Annotated in this window: 14 protein-coding genes; 13 read left to right on the top strand and 1 reads right to left on the bottom strand. The window is 66.9% G+C overall.

All coding sequences use genetic code 11. The annotated features are described in order from the left end of the window. Positions 1-4 precede the first annotated feature (4 nt). The 3 genes from FHD68_RS02040 to FHD68_RS02030 all read left to right on the top strand — a co-directional run bounded on the left by FHD68_RS02040 (position 5) and on the right by FHD68_RS02030 (position 3,671). A complete protein-coding gene (locus FHD68_RS02040; RefSeq protein WP_127898349.1) occupies positions 5-1,606 on the top strand; it encodes a bifunctional metallophosphatase/5'-nucleotidase in 1,602 nt (533 codons plus the stop codon). Positions 1,607-1,695: 89 nt separating this feature from the next. After that, the gene (locus FHD68_RS02035) at positions 1,696-2,289 is read left to right on the top strand and encodes a nicotinate-nucleotide adenylyltransferase (RefSeq protein ID WP_127898350.1); all 594 of its coding nucleotides are present in this window, start codon (positions 1,696-1,698) and stop codon (positions 2,287-2,289) included. A gap of 17 nt (positions 2,290-2,306) precedes the next feature. Next, the gene (locus FHD68_RS02030; RefSeq protein WP_167550350.1) at positions 2,307-3,671 is read left to right on the top strand and encodes a D-alanyl-D-alanine carboxypeptidase; all 1,365 of its coding nucleotides are present in this window, start codon (positions 2,307-2,309) and stop codon (positions 3,669-3,671) included. On the opposite strand, the gene FHD68_RS02025 is transcribed toward FHD68_RS02030, so the two are convergent. Then, complete coding sequence (locus FHD68_RS02025; RefSeq protein WP_045999336.1) at positions 3,668-4,090, bottom strand: tellurite resistance TerB family protein; 423 nt, start codon at positions 4,088-4,090, stop codon at positions 3,668-3,670. The two genes, FHD68_RS02030 and FHD68_RS02025, sit on opposite strands and share 4 nt — an antisense overlap. Before the next feature lie 87 nt (positions 4,091-4,177). Here FHD68_RS02025 and FHD68_RS02020 point away from each other — a divergent pair, with 87 nt between their 5' ends. The 10 genes from FHD68_RS02020 (at position 4,178) to FHD68_RS01975 (ending at position 18,828) form a co-directional block, all read left to right on the top strand. Further along, positions 4,178-5,764 carry a lysine--tRNA ligase gene (locus tag FHD68_RS02020; RefSeq protein WP_127898352.1) on the top strand — a complete coding sequence of 529 codons (1,587 nt, stop codon included), beginning with the start codon at positions 4,178-4,180 and terminating at the stop codon, positions 5,762-5,764. Between the two features lie 129 nt (positions 5,765-5,893). After that, complete coding sequence (locus FHD68_RS02015) at positions 5,894-8,188, top strand: glycosyl hydrolase family 28-related protein (RefSeq protein ID WP_127898353.1); 2,295 nt, start codon at positions 5,894-5,896, stop codon at positions 8,186-8,188. Positions 8,189-8,258: 70 nt separating this feature from the next. Next, complete coding sequence (locus tag FHD68_RS02010; RefSeq protein ID WP_244297734.1) at positions 8,259-9,794, top strand: SulP family inorganic anion transporter; 1,536 nt, start codon at positions 8,259-8,261, stop codon at positions 9,792-9,794. Positions 9,795-9,973: 179 nt separating this feature from the next. After that, positions 9,974-11,929 carry an acetate--CoA ligase gene (gene acs / locus FHD68_RS02005; protein ID WP_127898354.1) on the top strand — a complete coding sequence of 652 codons (1,956 nt, stop codon included), beginning with the start codon at positions 9,974-9,976 and terminating at the stop codon, positions 11,927-11,929. A gap of 119 nt (positions 11,930-12,048) precedes the next feature. After that, a complete protein-coding gene (locus tag FHD68_RS02000) occupies positions 12,049-12,306 on the top strand; it encodes a DUF4212 domain-containing protein (RefSeq protein WP_042244402.1) in 258 nt (85 codons plus the stop codon). 10 nt (positions 12,307-12,316) lie between these two features. Then, positions 12,317-14,224 carry a sodium:solute symporter family protein gene (locus FHD68_RS01995; protein ID WP_127898355.1) on the top strand — a complete coding sequence of 636 codons (1,908 nt, stop codon included), beginning with the start codon at positions 12,317-12,319 and terminating at the stop codon, positions 14,222-14,224. Between the two features lie 60 nt (positions 14,225-14,284). Continuing rightward, positions 14,285-16,099 (top strand): DUF294 nucleotidyltransferase-like domain-containing protein, encoded by a 1,815-nt coding sequence (locus tag FHD68_RS01990; RefSeq protein ID WP_139085079.1) that lies wholly within the window; start codon positions 14,285-14,287, stop codon positions 16,097-16,099. After that, the gene (locus tag FHD68_RS01985) at positions 16,096-16,599 is read left to right on the top strand and encodes a hypothetical protein (RefSeq protein WP_127898357.1); all 504 of its coding nucleotides are present in this window, start codon (positions 16,096-16,098) and stop codon (positions 16,597-16,599) included. Before FHD68_RS01990 ends, FHD68_RS01985 begins: the two co-directional genes overlap by 4 nt. Next, positions 16,592-16,954 (top strand): response regulator transcription factor, encoded by a 363-nt coding sequence (locus FHD68_RS01980; RefSeq protein ID WP_127898358.1) that lies wholly within the window; start codon positions 16,592-16,594, stop codon positions 16,952-16,954. The genes FHD68_RS01985 and FHD68_RS01980 overlap by 8 nt, the downstream gene beginning before the upstream one ends. Beyond that, positions 16,954-18,828 carry a 3'-5' exonuclease gene (locus FHD68_RS01975; RefSeq protein WP_127898359.1) on the top strand — a complete coding sequence of 625 codons (1,875 nt, stop codon included), beginning with the start codon at positions 16,954-16,956 and terminating at the stop codon, positions 18,826-18,828. Before FHD68_RS01980 ends, FHD68_RS01975 begins: the two co-directional genes overlap by 1 nt. The last annotated feature ends 68 nt before the right edge of the window (positions 18,829-18,896 follow it).

Here is an 18,896-nt window from a genome sequence, read left to right as displayed (position 1 = left end):
AGGGATGACACGACGCCTTCTTGCCGCCGCATCCGCCATCGCGCTGTTCGCAGGAACCGCGCAGGCCGAAACCGTTCTGCACATTCTTCACACGAATGACGTCCACAGCCGGATCGAGCCGATCAGCGACCGCGACAGCACATGCGATGCGGAACAGACCGCCGCGGGCGAATGCTTTGGCGGGATGGCCCGCATCGCCACCAAGATCAAGGAACTGCGCGACCGGATCACGGCCGAGGGCGGGAACGTTATCGTGCTGGATGCAGGCGATCAGTACCAGGGATCGTTGTTCTACACGACCTACAAGGGCACGGAGGTGGTCGAGTTCATGAACGCCATCGGATATGACGCGATGGCGGTCGGAAACCATGAGTTCGACGACGGACCCGAGGGTCTGGCGGTACTGACCGACGGCGTCGACTTTCCGGTCCTGTCCAGCAACATCGACGTTTCCCAGTCGAACGTGCTGGCCGACAAGGTCGCCAAGCACACCATCCTGGAGGTCGGCGACCACAAGATCGGCATCGTCTCGGCCCTGGCCATGGACACGCCTGAAACGGCGTCGCCCGGGCCTAATGTCATCTTTCAGGATGACGCCGACAGCCTTGCTGCGGCAGCGGCGGAACTGGCCGATCAGGGCGTCGACAAGGTCATCGCCCTGACCCATGTCGGCTATCTGCGCGATCTGGAACTGGCAGCCGAGGTGCCGGGGATCGATGCGGTTATCGGTGGCCACTCTCACACCCTGCTGGGTGACATGGAGGGCGCGACGGCGGCCTATCCCACCATGGTGGACGGGGCTGACGGCGCGAAGGTGCCGGTGGCGCAGGTCTATGCCTATGGCAAGTATCTGGGCCATCTGACGCTGACCTTCGATGATGCGGGCGTTCTGACGTCGGTCGAGGGCGAGCCCATTCTGCTGGACGCCTCGGTTCCCGAGGACGAGGCGATCGCTGCGCGCGTGGCCGAGATGGCCGAACCCATCGCCGCGCTGCGCGAGGAGGTGGTGGCCAGCACCTCGGCGCCGATCAACGGCGACCGGGACGTCTGTCGTGCGCGGGAATGCGAGATGGGCAATCTTGTGGCCGACGCCATGCTGGACCGCGTAGCGGATCAGGGCGTCACCATCGCCATCCAGAACGGTGGCGGACTGCGCGCGTCTATCGACGAAGGCGAGGTGACGATGGGCGAGGTCTATACCGTCCTGCCGTTCCAGAACGTCCTGTCGACCTTTCAGCTGACCGGTGCCGATATCGTCGCCGCACTGGAGAACGGCGCCAGCCAGTACGAGGAGGCCGCAGGCCGTTTCGCGCAGGTGGCAGGACTGAAATATACCGTCGATCCTGCTGCTGAATCGGGCGCGCGCATCAGCGAGGTGATGGTGCAACAGGATGGCGAATGGGTGCCCATCGATCCTGCGGCGACCTATGGCGTCGCCACCAACAACTACATGCGCGGGGGCGGCGACGGGTACGAGGTCTTCGCGACGGGCGGCCAGAACGCCTATGATTTCGGACCCGACCTGGCCGAAGTGGTGGCGGATTATCTGGGCGCGCGTCAGGAGGGCTATGCCCCCTATGTCGATGGCCGCATCACCGTGAAATGACGCCAAGGGGTGCCGGGCCGTGGGTCCGGCACCCCCTTTTTGCGGTCCGCGTGCTTGGCGCGGGCGCCGCCTTGCGCTAATCGGGCCGGATGCGAACGGGCTTTCCCCTCGCGCGGCCAGGCCAGCGCATCGGCATTCTGGGCGGGTCCTTCGATCCGGCCCATCAGGGGCACCTGCTGATCAGCCAGGTCGCCCTGCGCAGGCTGGGTCTTGACCGGGTCTGGTGGCTGGTCTCTCCCGGAAACCCGCTCAAGGCGCACGGCCCCGCGCCGTTGGCGACGCGCATGGCCGCCGCCCGTGCCAACGCCCGCGATCCCCGAATCCTTGTCACCGACATCGAGGCCAAGCTTGGCTTGCGCAAGACGGCGGATACCCTGCACGCGCTTGCGCGGCTTTATCCAGGGGTGCGGTTCGTCTGGCTGATGGGGTCCGACAACATGGTGCAGTTTCACCATTGGGACCGCTGGCGCGTAATCGCCGACCAGGTGCCCATTGCCGTGATGGCCCGGCCCGGATCGCGGCTGGCGGCGCGTCATGCCGTTGCGTCCACCATCCTGCGCCGCGCGCGCCTGCCGGAAGCGCGGGCCGCTTTGCTGGCACAGGCACGGCCGCCGGCCTGGGTGCTTTTGAACCTGCCGATGTCGGGCCTGTCCTCCACCGAACTGCGGAAAGGGCTGCGATGACGCTGAACCGACGCCGAATGCTGACCATGATTGCGGCCGCGACCCTGGCCCCCGGTACCTTATCCGCGCAAGGGCTGGACCTGCGCCCCCGGCCGCGACCTGTTCCGGAACCCGGCGATCTTGTCGTGCGGTCTGGTCTGCCCGGGCGGGTGGCCTTTGCGCTGACCGACGGGACCGAACCGCTGGCCCTGCGCCAGGCGGGGGCGCTGCTGGCGCCGGCGAGCACGATGAAGGCGATCACCGCGCTTTATGCGCTGGACCGGCTTGGCCCGGCCCATCGGTTCCGCACGCGGGTGATCAGGGCAGGGGACACGCTGATCCTGGCGGGCGGCGGCGACCCTGTGCTGACCACCGATGACCTGGCGCGTCTGGCCGACGATCTTGTCGGGCTGAAGACCCCAAGCCCCGCGCGCTTTGCGGTCTGGGGCGGCGCCTTGCCCGGCATCGCCGAAATCGCCCCCGAACAGGACGATCATCTGCCTTACAACCCCGCCATCTCGGGGCTGATGCTGAACTTCAACCGCGTCCATCTGGGCTGGACCCGCGTGGGCGTCGATCATCAGATCAGCGTCGAGGCGCGGGCGGCCGACAATTCCCCCCGCGCCTATACCGTCACCGCGATGCCGGGCGACCAGTCCGACCTGTTCTCCTATCACCATGATCTGGAACGCGAATATTGGACGGTGTCGCGCGCTGCGATGCGTCGAACGGGCAGCCGGTGGCTGCCGGTACGCCTGCCCGAACTTTATGCGGCGGACGTGTTCCAGACGCTGTGCCGCGCCCGCGGTCTGGTCCTGCCCGCGCCAGACGTCATCGACCGCCTGCCAGCGGGCCAGGACATCGCGCATCATGACAGCCCCCCGGTCGAGGCGCTGGTCCGCGACATGCTGGAATATTCCACGAACCTGACGGCCGAGGCGCTTGGACTGCATGCCAGCGGTGCGCCCGATCTGGTGCAGTCGGGACAGGCGATGCGCGGCTGGCTGGACGGGCTGGGGCAGGGGATGCGTCTTGCCGATCATTCGGGCCTGTCGGATGCCAGCCGGATCAGCCCCTATGCGATGACGCGCGTGCTGGCGGGGCCGGGGCGCGATCTGCTGTTGTCGCGCCTGATGCGGCGCAATCCGCTGGCCGATGACGACCACCTAGTCAACGCGCCGGTCGCGGCCAAGACCGGGACGCTGAACTTTGTGTCGAACCTGGCCGGATATGTCACCGGGACGTCGGGAACCGAAGGCGTGTTCACCATCTTTTGCGCCGATGCCGTGCGTCGCCGGGCCACCATCGGAGAGGAACTGCCCGCAGGGGTCAGCACCTGGACACGGCAGGCCAAGGCGCTGCAGGCCGATCTGCTGAACAGTTTCGCGGGTCGTCTGGCCTAGACGGTCATGTGGCGCACGCGGGCCGACAGCTCGATCGCCGCGGCGTGCAGGCGGCTGATGTTCAACTGGTCGCGGATCTCGGCCAGCATCATGACCTCGCCCTCGTACAGGCGTCCGTCGGCCGCGCCCACATCGCAGGCAAGCGCATAGGCCGTCTCATAGAGCTTCTCGGGCAGCGCGTCGCGGATCAGGCCGAACAGCGCGTCCACGCCATCCTCTTCGTCGAACAGCGTCATCACGGTCTGGCTGATCGGCCGGATGCGGTCGTCGTCATAGGCCGCAAAGACCGGCGCATGGTCGACCATCCGCTGGATCGCCACCAGTTCGGATGTGCGGATGGTGCTGTCCGAGCAGGACACCGCCACCATCACCGCGACAAGCGCATCGCAGGGGGACAGGGAAGGCAGGTCGATGGTCATGGCACACTCCGCTTCGTTCGGGTGCAAATTATTGACGATCTGCGGCGCTTTCAATAAGCGTTCCGGACCTCAACAGGAGATCCGACCATGACCACCCTGCGCGACGCCGCGATGCAATCGAAGGCCTGGCCGTTCGAAGAAGCGCGCCGGGTGCTGAAACGGTACGAGAAGCAGCCCCCCGAAAAGGGCTATGTCCTGTTCGAGACGGGCTATGGCCCCTCGGGCCTGCCCCATATCGGCACCTTCGGAGAGGTCGCGCGCACGACGATGATCCGCCGCGCCTTTCAGGAGATCAGCGACATCCCGACGCGGCTGATCTGTTTCTCGGACGATCTGGACGGCATGCGCAAGGTCCCCGAGAACGTCCCCGACCAGGAGATGCTGAAGGAGCACCTGCAGCTTCCCCTGACCTCGGTCCCCGATCCGTTCGGCGAATATGACAGCTTTGGCGGTCACAACAACGCCATGCTGCGCCGCTTTCTGGACACGTTCGGGTTCGACTACGAATTCGTCAGCGCGACCGAGTTCTACAAGTCCGGCCAGTTCGATGCGGTGCTGCTGCGCGCCGCCGAACGCTATGACGACATCATGGCGGTGATGCTGGCATCCCTGCGCGAAGAGCGTCAGCAGACCTATTCCTGCTTCCTGCCGATCAGCCCCAAGACGGGCCGCGTGCTGTATGTGCCGATCAAGCATGTCGACGCCAAGGCCGGGACCATCACGTTTGACGAGGACGGCGAGGAGATCACCCTGCCGGTCACCGGCGGCAATGTGAAGCTGCAGTGGAAGCCCGATTTCGGTGCACGTTGGGCCGCGCTGGACGTCGACTTCGAGATGTATGGCAAGGATCACAGCACCAACACGCCGATCTATGACCGCATCTGCGAGATCCTGGGCGGCAAAAAGCCCGAGCATTTCACCTATGAGCTGTTCCTGGATCAGGACGGCCAGAAGATCAGCAAATCCAAGGGCAACGGCCTGTCGATCGACGACTGGCTGACCTATGCGTCCACGGAAAGCCTGTCCTATTTCATGTATCTCAAGCCCAAGACGGCCAAGCGGATGCATCTGGACGTGATCCCAAAGGCGGTGGACGAATACCACCAGCAGCTGCGCGCCTTTCCCGACCAGACCCCCGAACAGCAGCTGGCGAACCCTGTCTGGCACATCCACGGCGGCAACGTGCCCGCGTCCGACATGGCGATCCCGTTCCAGATGCTGCTGAACCTGGCATCCGTCGCGGGCGCCGCGGACAAGGAGGGACTGTGGGGGTTCATCCGCCGCTATGCCCCCGAGGCCAGCCCCGAGACGCATCCCGGTCTGGATCAGGCTGCGGGCTTCGCACTGCGCTATTTCACCGATTTCGTGGCCCCCTCGCGCCAGTTCCGCGAACCCACCGAAGTCGAGCGTGCCGCGATGCAGGACCTGGCCGATCGCCTGGCCGCATGGGACCAGCCCGCCGACCCCGAGACGCTGCAGTCGATGGTCTTCGCCGTCGGCAAGGAGCACGGGTTCGAGCCGCTGCGCGACTGGTTCGCGGCCCTGTACCAGGTGCTGCTGGGCGCGGACCAGGGGCCCCGGTTCGGCGGCTTCATCGCGCTTTACGGCGTGGATGAGACCCGTGACCTGATCCGGGACGCGCTTGACGGCAAGCTGGTCCTGAACCACGGCTGACGTTGCGGACGGGGCCGTTGCAGCGCACGCTGCGTTCAGGCCCCGTTAACCTTTCATCAACTATTTCTGTCCGCATCACGGCGGGTCTTCCCGGACCCGCCCGCCATGCCGATACGGAAGGGATAGCCGATGAACATAGCGATCACCAACGGGCTTTTGCTGACCCCACCCGCCTTCAGGGCGGGCTTGGGCGTCTGGTCGCGCAGCGACGGCACATCGGGCAGTCCTACCTGGGCCGATGCGGGCAATGCCGGCATCGTTCCCGCCGACCAGGATTTCGGTCCCTGCTTCGAGGTCGTCAAGCAGCAGACCACGACCAGCCTGCGCTTCATGGGAGAGACGCCGATGATCCCCGGCGTCTATCTGCGCGTGTCGGCGCGGGTCAAGATCGTCGCCGGCCCGCTGGCCAGCGTGCGCATCGCGGGCTGGGCGGGCGACGGGTCGCGCAACGCGGTCGCGGGCCTGGTCACCGCGGGGACGACTGTCGCGCTGCGCAACTACGGCGAGGTGGTCGAGGTCAGCGCCATCGTCGGCGTCGGCAACCGGCCGGGCGTCGATCTGCCGTGGGGCACGCGCGCGGTCTATGGGCATTTCGGTCTGGACCTGGTGGGCGCCAATGGCGGGGCGTTCCGGGTTGAATCGATCCGTATCGACGATATCACCGCGGCGTTCGTGCCGTCGTTGCTGGACTGGGTGGACGTGCGCGATTTCGGCGCGGTCGGCGATGGCGTCACGAACGACCGGGCTGCGTTCCTGGCGGCGGACCAGGCGGCGGCGGGCGGATCGATCGTGGTGCCCGCAGGGACGTTCTTCATTTCGGGCGACCTGTCGATCAACAGCCGCATCCGTTTCAAGGGCCGCCTCATCACCCCGCCCTCGACACGCGTGTCGCTGCTGCGCAGCTTTGATTTTCCGACCTATGCGGACGCCTTCGGCGACGAGACGCTTGGCATGAAAAAGGCGCTGCAGGCGCTGCTGGGCTATACCGACCACATCTCTCTGGACCTTGGCGGGCGCCGCGTGGACCTGGGCGAACCGCTGATGCTGGCCGAACTGGCGCCCACGCTGGAGGGGTTCGCGAACCGCCGGGTGATCCAGAACGGCTCGATCCAGGCAAAGCCCGGCCCCGCATGGCAGACCGGCCGCGCGACCAGCCCCGGCACGTACAACCCGGCCCAGCCCTATCTGCTGAGCAACGTCGCCAATGTCGCGGCCATCGAGGTCGGCAGCCGCATCATCGGCAGCGGCGTCGGCCGCGAGGTCTATGTGAACGCCAAGAACGTCGCCCAGGGCACGCTGACCCTGTCGCAGCCGCTTTATGGCGGCGCGGGGACGCGGCAGTACAGTTTTGAACGCTATCGCTATCTGTTCGACTTTTCGGGCGTGCGCGAACTGAGCCGCCTGAACTTCTCCAAGGTCGATTTCGGCTGCGACCGCATCTCCAGTGGCGTGATGCTGCCCCAGCAGGGAGAGATGATCCAGTTCGCCGATTGCTACTTCACCCGTCCGATGGACCGGGCGATCACCTCGATCGGGCGCGGCTGCCAGGACCTGCTGGTCGACAACTGCCAGTTCATCTCGAACGACCTCGACCTGCCGGCGCAACAGCGCACCACGGTCGCGATCAACGTGAACGCCAACGACATCAAGATCCGCAACAACCGCTTCGTGCGGTTCGCGCATTTCATGGTGGCGAACGGCGGCGGCCACATCATCAGCGGCAACCACTGGTTCCAGGGCGACGGGTCGGGGCAGGGGCTGCGCTATGCGGGCCTGGTGCTGACCCAGCCCAACGTGCAGACGACGGTGTCGGGCAACTATATCGACAACGCCTCGATCGAATGGACCAACGAACACAGCGCCATCCCGAACTTCACTGGGTCCGAGTTCAGCTTTGGCGGCCTGACCCTGACGGGCAACACCTTCCTGTGTTCGAACACCGTTGCGTGGTTCACCTGGATCACCGTCAAGCCCTATGGCTCGGGGCATTTCATCCAGGGGCTGAACGTCGTGGGGAACGTCTTCAAGGCGCTTTACGGCAACGTGGAGCGGATCGACCGGGTCGACACCTCGATCGCCGACCTGAACTACAACAGCATGCGTAACCTGCAGTTCGAGGCCAACACCTTCAACGGCATCAACACCTATGTGTCGAACCCGCTGATGATCCAGCTGACCCAGAACACCGCCACGGCGACCTGGACCACGCCGGTCCTGACCGGCCTGCCATTCCAGGGCTGGGCGCGGTCCGTCCAGTCCGTCGTGACCGAGGTCGCGCTGCAGTCGACCAGCGGCGCCCGTGTCGATGCGACGCCGACGGTCGTGCCGGATTCGGGCACGTCAAAGCGCCAGATCCGGCTGACCTGGTCACAGCCCCTGCGCGGCCGGGTCTGCATCTATGCGCGGATGGATCGCCCGCAATAGCACGATCATGCTGTTGACAGGCGCCTTGGGCCGGGGGCAACCTCGGCCCAAGGCCATGTTTGGAGGATCCATGGGCTATCGCCCCGCCTTTCTGGATCTTTCATTCGATCTCAAGGACCTGCAGGCAGGACTTACGGTCGCCATCGTGGCGCTGCCGCTGTCTCTGGCGATCGCCATCGCCAGTGGCGTCGGTCCCGACCGCGGGCTGGTCACGGCCATCGTTGGCGGGTTTCTGGTCAGCGCCATGGGCGGGTCACGCCACCAGATCGGCGGCCCGGCGGGCGCGTTCATCGTGCTGGTCGCGGGCTGCGTCGCGGCGATCGGCATCGACGGCCTGATCGTGGCCACGATGCTGTCCGGTGCCATGCTGGCGGTGCTGGGCCTGCTGCGTCTTGGCGGCACGATGCGACTGGTGCCCTATCCGGTGATCCTGGGGTTCACTGCCGGGATTGCGGTGATCATCGCCGCAAGCCAGCTGCGCGACCTGTTGGGCCTGACGCTGTCCGTGCCCGAACCTGCCGCGCTGCTGCCCAAGCTGTCCGCCCTGTGGCAGGCCCGTGCCACGGCTGATCCGCAGGTCATCGGCGTCGCGCTGACCGCGGTCGCGGTGATCGTGTTCGCACAGCGCCTGGCGCCCCGACTGCCGGCGCTGCTGCTGGGGATCGTCGCCGCCACCCTTGCCGCACAGGTGCTGGACGCGCCATCGGTCTTTGATCGCTTCGGCGCGCTGCCGGCCGGTCTGCCGATGCCGATGCTGCCCGCGCTGGACTGGGCGTCCGTTCAGGCGGCGCTGCCCTTCGCGGTGGGCTTCACCTTGCTGGGGGCGATCGAGTCGCTCCTGTCGGCGATGGTCGCCGACCAGATGGCCGGGACCCGCATGCGTCCCGATGACGAGCTGATCGGGCAGGGGCTTGCCAATATCGGGGCGGGTCTGTTCGGCGGCTTTTGCGTCACCGGCACCATCGCGCGGACGGCGACCAACGTGAAGGCCGGCAGCCGCGGCCCGGCATCGGGGATGATCCACGCCGCGCTGCTGCTGGGCTTCCTGATCGTCGCCGCGCCGCTGGTCGGGGCCATTCCCCTGGCCGGCCTGGCGGGGCTTCTGATGGTCGTCGCTTGGAAAATGATCGAATGGCACGCGATGATCAGCCTGACCCGCATCGACCGGGCCGAGGCGGGGGTGATGGTCGCGACCTTCCTGGGCGTGATCCTGCATGATCTGACGACCGGCATCCTGATCGGCATGGCGCTGACCGGGATGCTGTTCATCGCGCGGATGTCGCGCGAGGGGACCGCCCATGCTCCCGCAACCGACCCCGATGGCCCGGCGGACCGGATGGTGATCCATCTGTCCGGGCCGGTCTTCTTCGGCTCCGTCGCGCGGATCGAGGGGGCGCTGGCCCGGATCGACGCGCATCCCCGCCTGCTGCTTCTGGACATGTCACAGGTCATGCTGATCGACCGAAGTGGCGCCCAGATGATCCGCGACCTGTCCGACCGGCTGGCGCGCCGCGGAACCCGGGTCGTGGCGGTTCATGCGCGGCCGGTGCTGCGGGCGGGACTGCATGGCAGCGTCACGGTTGCGGACGACCCTGCCCGTTTGTGAAGCATTGACAGGATCGGTGATCCTCAAGTCAATTCATTTACAAAATTTCCGTTTATAAAAAACAAGTTAACTTGTTCCCTCATCTGTGATTAACATGGTGGCGACGCAGCGTTGCGCCCACACCCTGACAGGGGTCGTCGCGGCCGGGCTGCAGCATGGCGACGACGAGGGGGAAAGTCATGACCGCTGAAAACATTCGCAAACACGCCATTCCGGCCGGCCTGGAGGACGCTCATGCCGGCCCCGAGGACTATGCGCGGCTGTATGACGAATCGATCCGCGACCCGCAGGGCTTCTGGTCCCGCGAGGGGCAGCGGCTGGACTGGATGACGCCCTATACCAAGGTCAAGAACACCGACTTCACCCTGGGGCAGGTCAGCATCAAGTGGTTCGAGGACGGGGTCCTGAACGCCTCGGTCAACTGCATCGATCGCCACCTGCCGACCCGTGCCAACCAGACCGCGATCATCTTCGAACCCGACGATCCGCAGACGCCCGCCCAGCACATCACCTATGCTCAGCTGTCCGAAAAGGTGAACCGGTTCGCGAACGTCCTGCTGAGCCAGGGCGTGATGCGCGGCGACCGCGTGGTGATCTATCTGCCGATGATCCCCGAGGCCGCCTATGCGATGCTGGCCTGTGCGCGCATCGGGGCGATCCATTCGATCGTCTTCGCGGGCTTTTCGCCCGATGCGCTGGCCAACCGGATCAACGACAGCGGCGCCAAGGTTCTGGTCACCGCCGACACCGCGCCGCGTGGCGGCCGGCGCACGAACCTGAAATCGAACGCCGACGCGGCGCTGCTGCATTGTTCGGACAAGGTGCGCTGCCTTGTGGTCAAGCATACCGGCGACCAGACCACCTGGGTCGAGGGACGCGACATCGACGTCAAGGCGCAGATGGAGCAGGTCGCCCCCGACTGTCCGCCCCGCCCCATGGGCGCCGAGGATCCGCTGTTCATCCTGTATACGTCGGGATCGACCGGCAAGCCGAAGGGCGTCGTGCATACGACCGGCGGCTATCTGGTCTATGCCGCGATGACGCATCAGTACACGTTCGACTACAAGGACGGCGACGTCTTCTGGTGCACGGCGGATGTGGGCTGGGTCACCGGCCACAGCTATATCGTCTATGGCCCGCTGGCCAACGGCGCCACGACCGTGATGTTCGAGGGTGTCCCGACCTGGCCCGACGCCGGACGCTTCTGGCAGGTCTGCGCCAAGCACAAGGTCACCCAGTTCTATACCGCACCGACCGCCATCCGCGCGCTGATGGCCAAGGGGCCCGAGCCGGTCGAGGCACATGATCTGTCGTCGCTGCGCATCCTGGGTACCGTCGGAGAGCCGATCAACCCCGAGGCCTGGAACTGGTACAACGAACATGTCGGCAAGGGCCGCTGCCCCATCGTCGACACCTGGTGGCAGACCGAGACCGGCGGCCACCTGATCACGCCGCTGCCCGGTGCGATCGAGACGAAGCCCGGATCGGCCACGGTGCCGTTCTTCGGCGTGGTCCCGGTTATCCTGGATGCGGCCTCGGCCGAGGTGCAGCAGGGCAACCCGGCCGAGGGCGTGCTGTGCATCGGCGACAGCTGGCCCGGCCAGATGCGGACCCTGTGGGGCGATCACGCCCGCTTCGAGGAGGCGTATTTCCAGCAGTATCCCGGCTATTATTTCACCGGCGACGGATGCCGGCGGGACGAGGACGGCTATTACTGGATCACCGGCCGCGTCGATGACGTCATCAACGTCAGCGGCCACCGCATGGGCACGGCCGAGGTCGAATCCGCACTGGTCGCCCATGAGAAGGTCGCCGAGGCCGCGGTCGTGGGCTATCCGCACCCGATGAAGGGGCAGGGCATCTATGCCTATGTCACGCTTATGAACGGCGTGGACCCCTCGGAGGAGCTGCGCGCCGACCTGGAGAAATGGGTCCGCACCGAGATCGGCCCGATTGCCAAGCCGGACCTGATCCAGTGGGCGCCGGGCCTGCCCAAGACGCGGTCGGGCAAGATCATGCGCCGCATTCTGCGCAAGATCGCGGAAAACGACCACGGCACCCTGGGCGACACCTCGACCCTGGCCGAACCCGAGGTCGTGGACGATCTGATCGCCAACCGCATGAACCGCGGCTGACGACCGGCCGGGGGCCTTGGCGTCCCCGCAAACCTGCCCGCGCCCATCGCCGGGGACGGGCTTGGAAGAACACTAGGGCGGAGTGACAGACATGTCTGAACAGGGAGGGACCTAGGGACATGAGTGACAGACAATCCTCGAATGCCTATTGGCAGGCCAATCTACGCATCATCTACATCTGCCTCGCGATCTGGGCGCTGGTGTCCTACGGCTTCGGCATCATCCTGCGGCCGCTGCTGTCGGGCATTTCGGTGGGCGGAACGGATCTGGGATTCTGGTTCGCGCAACAGGGGTCGATCCTGTGCTTCATCGCGCTGATCTTCTTCTACACCTGGCGCATGAACCGCCTTGACGCCGAACACGGCGTGGACGAGTGAGGACCCAGCCATGAGCCAATTCACCCTGAACCTGCTGGTCATCTGCGCCTCGTTCGCGCTGTATATCGGCATCGCCATCTATTGCCGGGCGAAATCCACGGCCGAATTCTATGCCGCCAACCGTGGCGTCGGACCGGTCATGAACGGCATGGCGACGGCCGCCGACTGGATGTCGGCCGCATCCTTCATCTCGATGGCGGGCCTGATCGCCTTCACGGGCTATGACAACTCGACCTACCTGATGGGCTGGACGGGCGGCTACGTGCTGCTGGCCCTGCTGCTGGCGCCCTATCTGCGCAAGTTCGGCAAGTTCACCGTGCCGGAATTCATCGGCGACCGCTTCTATTCGCGCACCGCGCGGATCATCGGCGTGATCTGCCTGCTGATCGTCTCGATCACCTACGTCATCGGCCAGATGACCGGCGTGGGCGTCACCTTCTCGCGCTATCTCGAGGTGTCGAACGCGACCGGCCTGTGGATCGGCGCGGCGCTGGTGTTCTGCTATGCCGTTCTTGGCGGCATGAAGGGCATCACCTACACGCAGGTCGCGCAGTACGTCGTGCTGATCATCGCCTACACGATCCCGGCGGTGTTCATCTCGCTGCAGCTGACGGGCAACTTCCTGCCGCCCCTGGGCCTGTTCGGCACCCATGAGGGATCGGGCGTGGCGTTCCTGGCGCAGCTGGACGGTCTGGTGACCGACCTGGGCTTCCGCGCCTATACCGAGCACCACAACTCGACCCTGGACATGGTCCTGTTCACGATGGCGCTGATGATCGGCACCGCGGGTCTGCCGCACGTGATCATCCGCTTCTTCACCGTGCCCAAGGTCTCCGATGCCCGCAAGTCGGCAGGCTGGGCGCTGGTCTTCATCGCGCTTCTCTATACCGTCGCTCCGGCGGTGGGTTCGATGGCGCGCTTCAACCTGACCGCGACCATGTGGCCGGGCGCCGCGCAGGGCGAGACCTTCAGCCAGCCCGCCGTGTCGCTGGCCGACATCGAGACCAGCGAGGACCTGGCCTGGATGCGCAACTGGCAGACCACCGGCCTGCTGAACTGGGAGGACAAGAACGGCGACGGCCTGATCCAGTACTACAACGACGGTGCCGCCGCACAGGCGACCGCGCTGGCCGCGGCCCGCACCAGCGGCGACCAGGCGGCGATCGACGCGGCCCAGGCCGCCTATGACGCCCGTCTGGCCGAGACCCATGCCGCCCTGCCGGGCGCCCCCGCGGCCGAGCAGAACTGGGTCGGGAACGAGCTGACCACCGTGAACAACGACATCATGGTGCTGGCCAACCCCGAAATCGCCAACCTGCCGGGCTGGGTCATCGCCATCGTCGCCGCCGGCGGCCTGGCCGCCGCCCTGTCGACCGCGGCGGGTCTGTTGCTGGCGATCTCGGGCGCCGTGTCCCACGACCTGATCAAGGGCACGCTGCGCCCGAACATCAGCGAAAAGGGCGAACTGATGGCCGCGCGCGTCTCGATGGCGCTGTCGATCCTGGTCGCGACCCTGCTGGGCCTGAACCCGCCGGGCTTTGCGGCCCAGACCGTGGCACTGGCCTTCGGCCTTGCCGCCAGCTCGATCTTCCCGGTGCTGATGATGGGGATCTTCTCCAAGCGTGTCGGCAAGGAAGGCGCGATCGCCGGCATGATCGCGGGCATGCTGTCCACGATCCTCTACATCTTCGCCTACAAGGGCTGGTTCTTCATCGCGGGCACCAACATGTTCCCCGATACGCCCGACGCCTGGCTGTTCGGCATCTCGCCGGCATCCTTCGGCACCGTGGGCGCGGTGATCAACTTTGCGGTCGCCTTCGGCGTCTCGGCCGTCAGCAAGCGTCCCCCCGCCCATGTGCAGGAACTGGTCGAATCGATCCGTGTCCCGCGCGGCGCGGGCGGTGCCGTCGCGCACTGATCATCCTGCCGCGTCCCCGACCGGGGGCGCGGCACCCTCCTTCCCACAAGGTCACCCCGGATGCCCGACAGCATTGTCGATTTCATCGCCACCGTGCACCCCTATGACAGCCTGAAGCGGGACGAGCTGGCGCGCGTCGCCACCTCCTTCAGCCGCAGGACATTCGCCCCCGGCGACCTGATCTATCAGTTCGGAGACCGCCTGCCGGGCCTGTACCTGATCGAAAGCGGCCAGGTCGCGGTCACCGACCGCAACGGCGACAGCGTATCCCAGCTGGGACCACGCAATTCCTTCGGCGAACGCGGCCTGCTGCGCGACGGCGTGGCGGTCACGTCGGCGCGGGTCATGGACCGGCCGGCGGTGATCCTTATGTTGCCCCGGGCAGAGGTGACGCGCCTGATCGCCGACCATCGCGCAGTCGCCCGGTTCTTCGACCGGGGAAGGGGGCCCTCCGACCGCGGGGGCGACCTGGCCCGGCTCAAGGTGGGGGAGCTGCTGTCGGGCAAACCCGTCAGCTGCACCCCCGAGACCCCGATCATCGAGGCCGCCCGCCAGATGCGCGACGCCCGCGTCAGCAGCTTGGGCATCACCCAAGGCGGCCGCCTGATCGGGCTGGTCACCATCCGCGACATGTCGAACCGCGTCGTGGCCGAAGGGCGTGACATGCGTCAGCCGGTCAGCGCCGTGATGACGCCCGACCCGGTGACCTTGGCCCCCACGGCCCTGGGCTATGACGTGCTGAACATCATGCTGGAACGGCGCATCGCGCATCTGCCGGTGGTCGATGACGGCCGTTTCGTCGGCATGATCAGCCAGACCGACCTGACGCGGGTCCAGGCGATTTCCGCCGCGGGGCTGATCCGACAGGTCGCCAAGGCGCGCGACACCGCACAGATGGCCGCCATCACGGCCCGCATTCCCGAACTGCTGACGCAGCTGGTTCAGGCCCGCCAGCGGCACGAGATCATCACTCGCATGATCACCGACATCGCCGACGCGGTCACGCGCCGCCTGCTGGACCTGACGGCCGCCGACCTTGGGCCTGCGCCCGCCGCCTGGTGCTGGGCCGCCTGCGGCAGCCAGGGCCGCCAGGAACAGACCGGCACCAGCGATCAGGACAACTGCCTGATCCTAGCACCCGGCGCCGATCCGAAGGACCCGTGGTTCACCACCTTGGCGCGGCGGGTCAGCGATGGGCTGCATGCCTGCGGCTATGTGCATTGCCCGGGCGACATGATGGCGACCAACCCGCGCTGGTGTCAGCCGCTGGACGTCTGGCAGGGCTATTTCCGCGACTGGATGACCCATCCCAGCCCTGAGGCGCAGATGCTGGCCTCGGTCATGTTCGACCTGCGCGCCATCGGCGGCGACGTCACGTTGTTGGGCGACCTGCAGGACGGGACCCTGGACGCGGCCTCGAAGAATTCGATTTTCATTGCGCATATGGTTGGAAATTCACTGAAACATCGGCCTCCGCTTGGCCTGATCGGCGGCTTTGCCACGATCCGGTCCGGAGAGCATCGCCACCATATCGACATGAAGCATAACGGCGTCGTCCCGGTGACCGATCTGGCGCGGGTCTATGCCCTGCAGGGACGCATCGGCGCGGTCAACACACGTGCCCGGCTGGAGGAGGGCGAGGCGCGGGGCGTGATCTCGGCCACGGGCGGGCGCGACCTGATCGCGGCCTATGACATGATCCAGACCGTGCGGCTTGAGAATCAGGCGCATCTGGTCAGGGCGGGGCGCAGGCCCGACAATTACCTCTCGCCGGCGGATCTGTCGGATTTCGAACGCAGCCACCTGCGCGACGCCTTCGTCGTCGTGCGCGGAATGCAGTCGGCGGTGGGACATGGCAAGGGGATGCTGGGATGACAGGGATCGGAAGCGATCTGATCGGGGTGATCGCCGCGGCGGTCGGGGCGGCGGCGGTGCTGTATGCCGGGATGCATCTGGCGCGCAAGCTGGGTCTGTCGCCCGCCGCCTGGCTGCTGCCGGCGGGCATCGGGCTGTCGATGGTCGCCTATTCGGTGTGGAACGACTATGCGTGGTTCGACCGCGCGCAGGCCAGCCTGCCTGCCGGTTCGCAGGTACTGGTCGTGGGGCATGACAGCCAGCCCTGGGCGCCCTGGACCTATCTGTTCCCGGTCGAGACGCGGTTTGCGGCCTTGGACCCCGCGCAGATCACGCAGGGCGCGGACGGCACGCGCCGTGCGCCGATCATGCTGGTGGAACGCCGCGGCCAGACCGTGATCGTGCCGCAGGACTTCGACTGCGCGGGCGCGCGGATCCGTCCGGGACGTGCCGACTGGATGCCCGCGGGCGATGATGCGGCCTTTGCCACCGTCTGCCCGGATGGAGGGACCAATGGCTGACATCCTGGTCATCGAGGATGAGGACAACATCGCCACCGCGCTTGATTTCCTGCTGACCCGCGACGGCCATCGCCATGACCGCATCGCCACGGGCCGCGGCGCCGTGGATCGCATCCGCCAGACGCGGCCGGACCTGGTCCTGCTGGACGTGATGCTGCCCGAGGTATCGGGGTATCAGATCGTCCAGGACGTGCGCGCCGATCCCGACCTGGCGGGGGTGCGGGTGCTGATGATGACCGCGCGCGGCTCCGTGGTCGAGCGGCGCAAGGGACTGGCGCTCGGCGCCGACGGCTTTATCACAAAGCCCTTCGAATTGGCCGAGTTGCGGGCCGAGATGGCCCGTCTGCTGTCCTGATGCGCCGGCGCATCCTGATGCTGTTCCTGGCCGCGCTGGTCGCGGCGCTGGTCCTGGCGGGGTTGGCGCTGTGGCGGGTGGTGCAGGGCGGGCAGGATGCGGTGATCCAGGCCGCGATGATCGCGGGCCTTGGCCTGCTAGGGCTGATGACCGCACTGTGGTTCCTGTTCGACCGGCACCTGGCCCGGCCGCTGGAATCGCTGGCCGGGGCGTTGCGGACCGGGCGAGTTCCCGACCTGGCGCAGGCCCGTCACCTTGCCGATCTGGGCCCGGCCGCCCGGGACGCGGCCTTGGCGCGCGAACGGTCCGATCAGGCGCTGGCGCAGGCGCTGCAGGATCACGCCGCCGAAACCCTGCGCGAAAAGGCCAGCCTGGAGGCGATCCTGGCCGATTTCGGCGCGGGCGCGGTCATGGCCGACGCACGGGGGCGGGTGGTCTTCTATAACGCCAGCGCGGCGCGGCTGCTGCCGGGACTGGCGTTGGACCGTGCGCTGGACACGCTTTTGACGTCGGGCGCGTTGCGGGCGGCACAGATGCGGCTGTCGGCGGGGGCCGCCGCGACGGACCTGACCTGCCTGACGGTCGGCGGTGTCCGCTTGTCGGGTCGGTTGCGCGCGATTGACGATGGGCTGCTGCTGATCCTGCGCGATGGCGTGGTCCAACGCCCCGCGCCTCGCGACACGCTTGAGGCGCTGCGCCGCCATGCCTCCACCCTGGTTCCGATGCTGGACGCGCTGGACGGGCCGATCCCGCCCGCGCTGGCTCAGGCGATCCGCGCAGAGGGGCAGGGCTTGGCCAACGCCACCCGCAGCCTGTCCCAGATCATGGCCAGCGATGCGCCCGCCACGGTGGCTGCGCTGACGGAACTGGCCGCGGGGCTGGAGGCCGCGGATCTGCCGCCGCTGGCGTTCCGTGCAGAGGCGGCCAGCCTGAACGCCCTGCTGCTGCTGCTGGACGCCAAGCTGCGCGCCCTGGGGCACACCCCGGTGCTGTCGGTCCGGCCGGACCCCGACGACCAGATGCGGCTGGTGCTGGATTGGCGCGGGTCGCCGGTGCCTATCGACCTGCTGGAGGGTTGGCTGACCGCCGCCCCCGATCCCGGCCAGCCCGATGTGACGGGGGCGGAGATATTGGCCCGCCACGGCACCGGCATCTGGCCGGAAACGGACGGCGCAAGGGCGCGGCTGGTCATGCCGCTGGCCTTGGCGCAGGGCGTCGCGGACGGATCGGGCGTGACCTATGATTTCGCCTTGGCGACGCGGGGGGCGGCGTCGTCGCGGCTGGCGGACCTGACCTGCGTGGTCTTCGACACCGAGACCACGGGACTGACCGATCGCGACCGGATCGTCCAGATCGCCGGTCTGCGCCTGGCGCGCGGCCGCCTGACCGGGGAACGGTTCGAGACGCTGGTGAACCCCGGCTGTTCCATTCCCCCGGCCTCGACCGCGATCCATCACATCACCGACGCAATGGTGGCCGACGCCCCGGATCTGACCGCGGCGCTGACGGCGTTCCGGCATTTCTGCGACGACAGCGTGCTGATCGCGCATAACGCGCCCTTCGATATGGGCTTTCTGCGGCGCGCCGAGGCGCAGACCGGCACGCGGTTCGACAACCGGGTGCTGGACACGGTGCTGCTGTCGGCGATGGTCTGGGGTCAGTCAGAGGTCCATACGCTGGATGCGCTGACCGAGCGTCTTGGCATCGCCATTCCGCCCGAAGCCCGGCATACCGCGATGGGCGACACCATCGCCACCGCGCAGGCCTATCTGGCGCTCATCCCCGCGCTGGAGGCCAAGGGCATCACCCGGTTCGAGGAGGTTGTGGCCAAGGCCCGCGACCACCGCGCGCTGATCGCCGACGCGAACCGCTAGAGCGTTTCTGCAAAACCCGGAATCATGGGATTTTCATAGGGGTCTGCTTGTGATTCATCCTTTCTAGG

It is taken from the genome of Paracoccus marcusii (assembly GCF_006151785.1).
GTDB lineage: Bacteria > Pseudomonadota > Alphaproteobacteria > Rhodobacterales > Rhodobacteraceae > Paracoccus > Paracoccus marcusii.
Note: the sequence above shows the minus strand (reverse complement) of the source record. Positions and strands in the feature narration are given on the sequence as shown.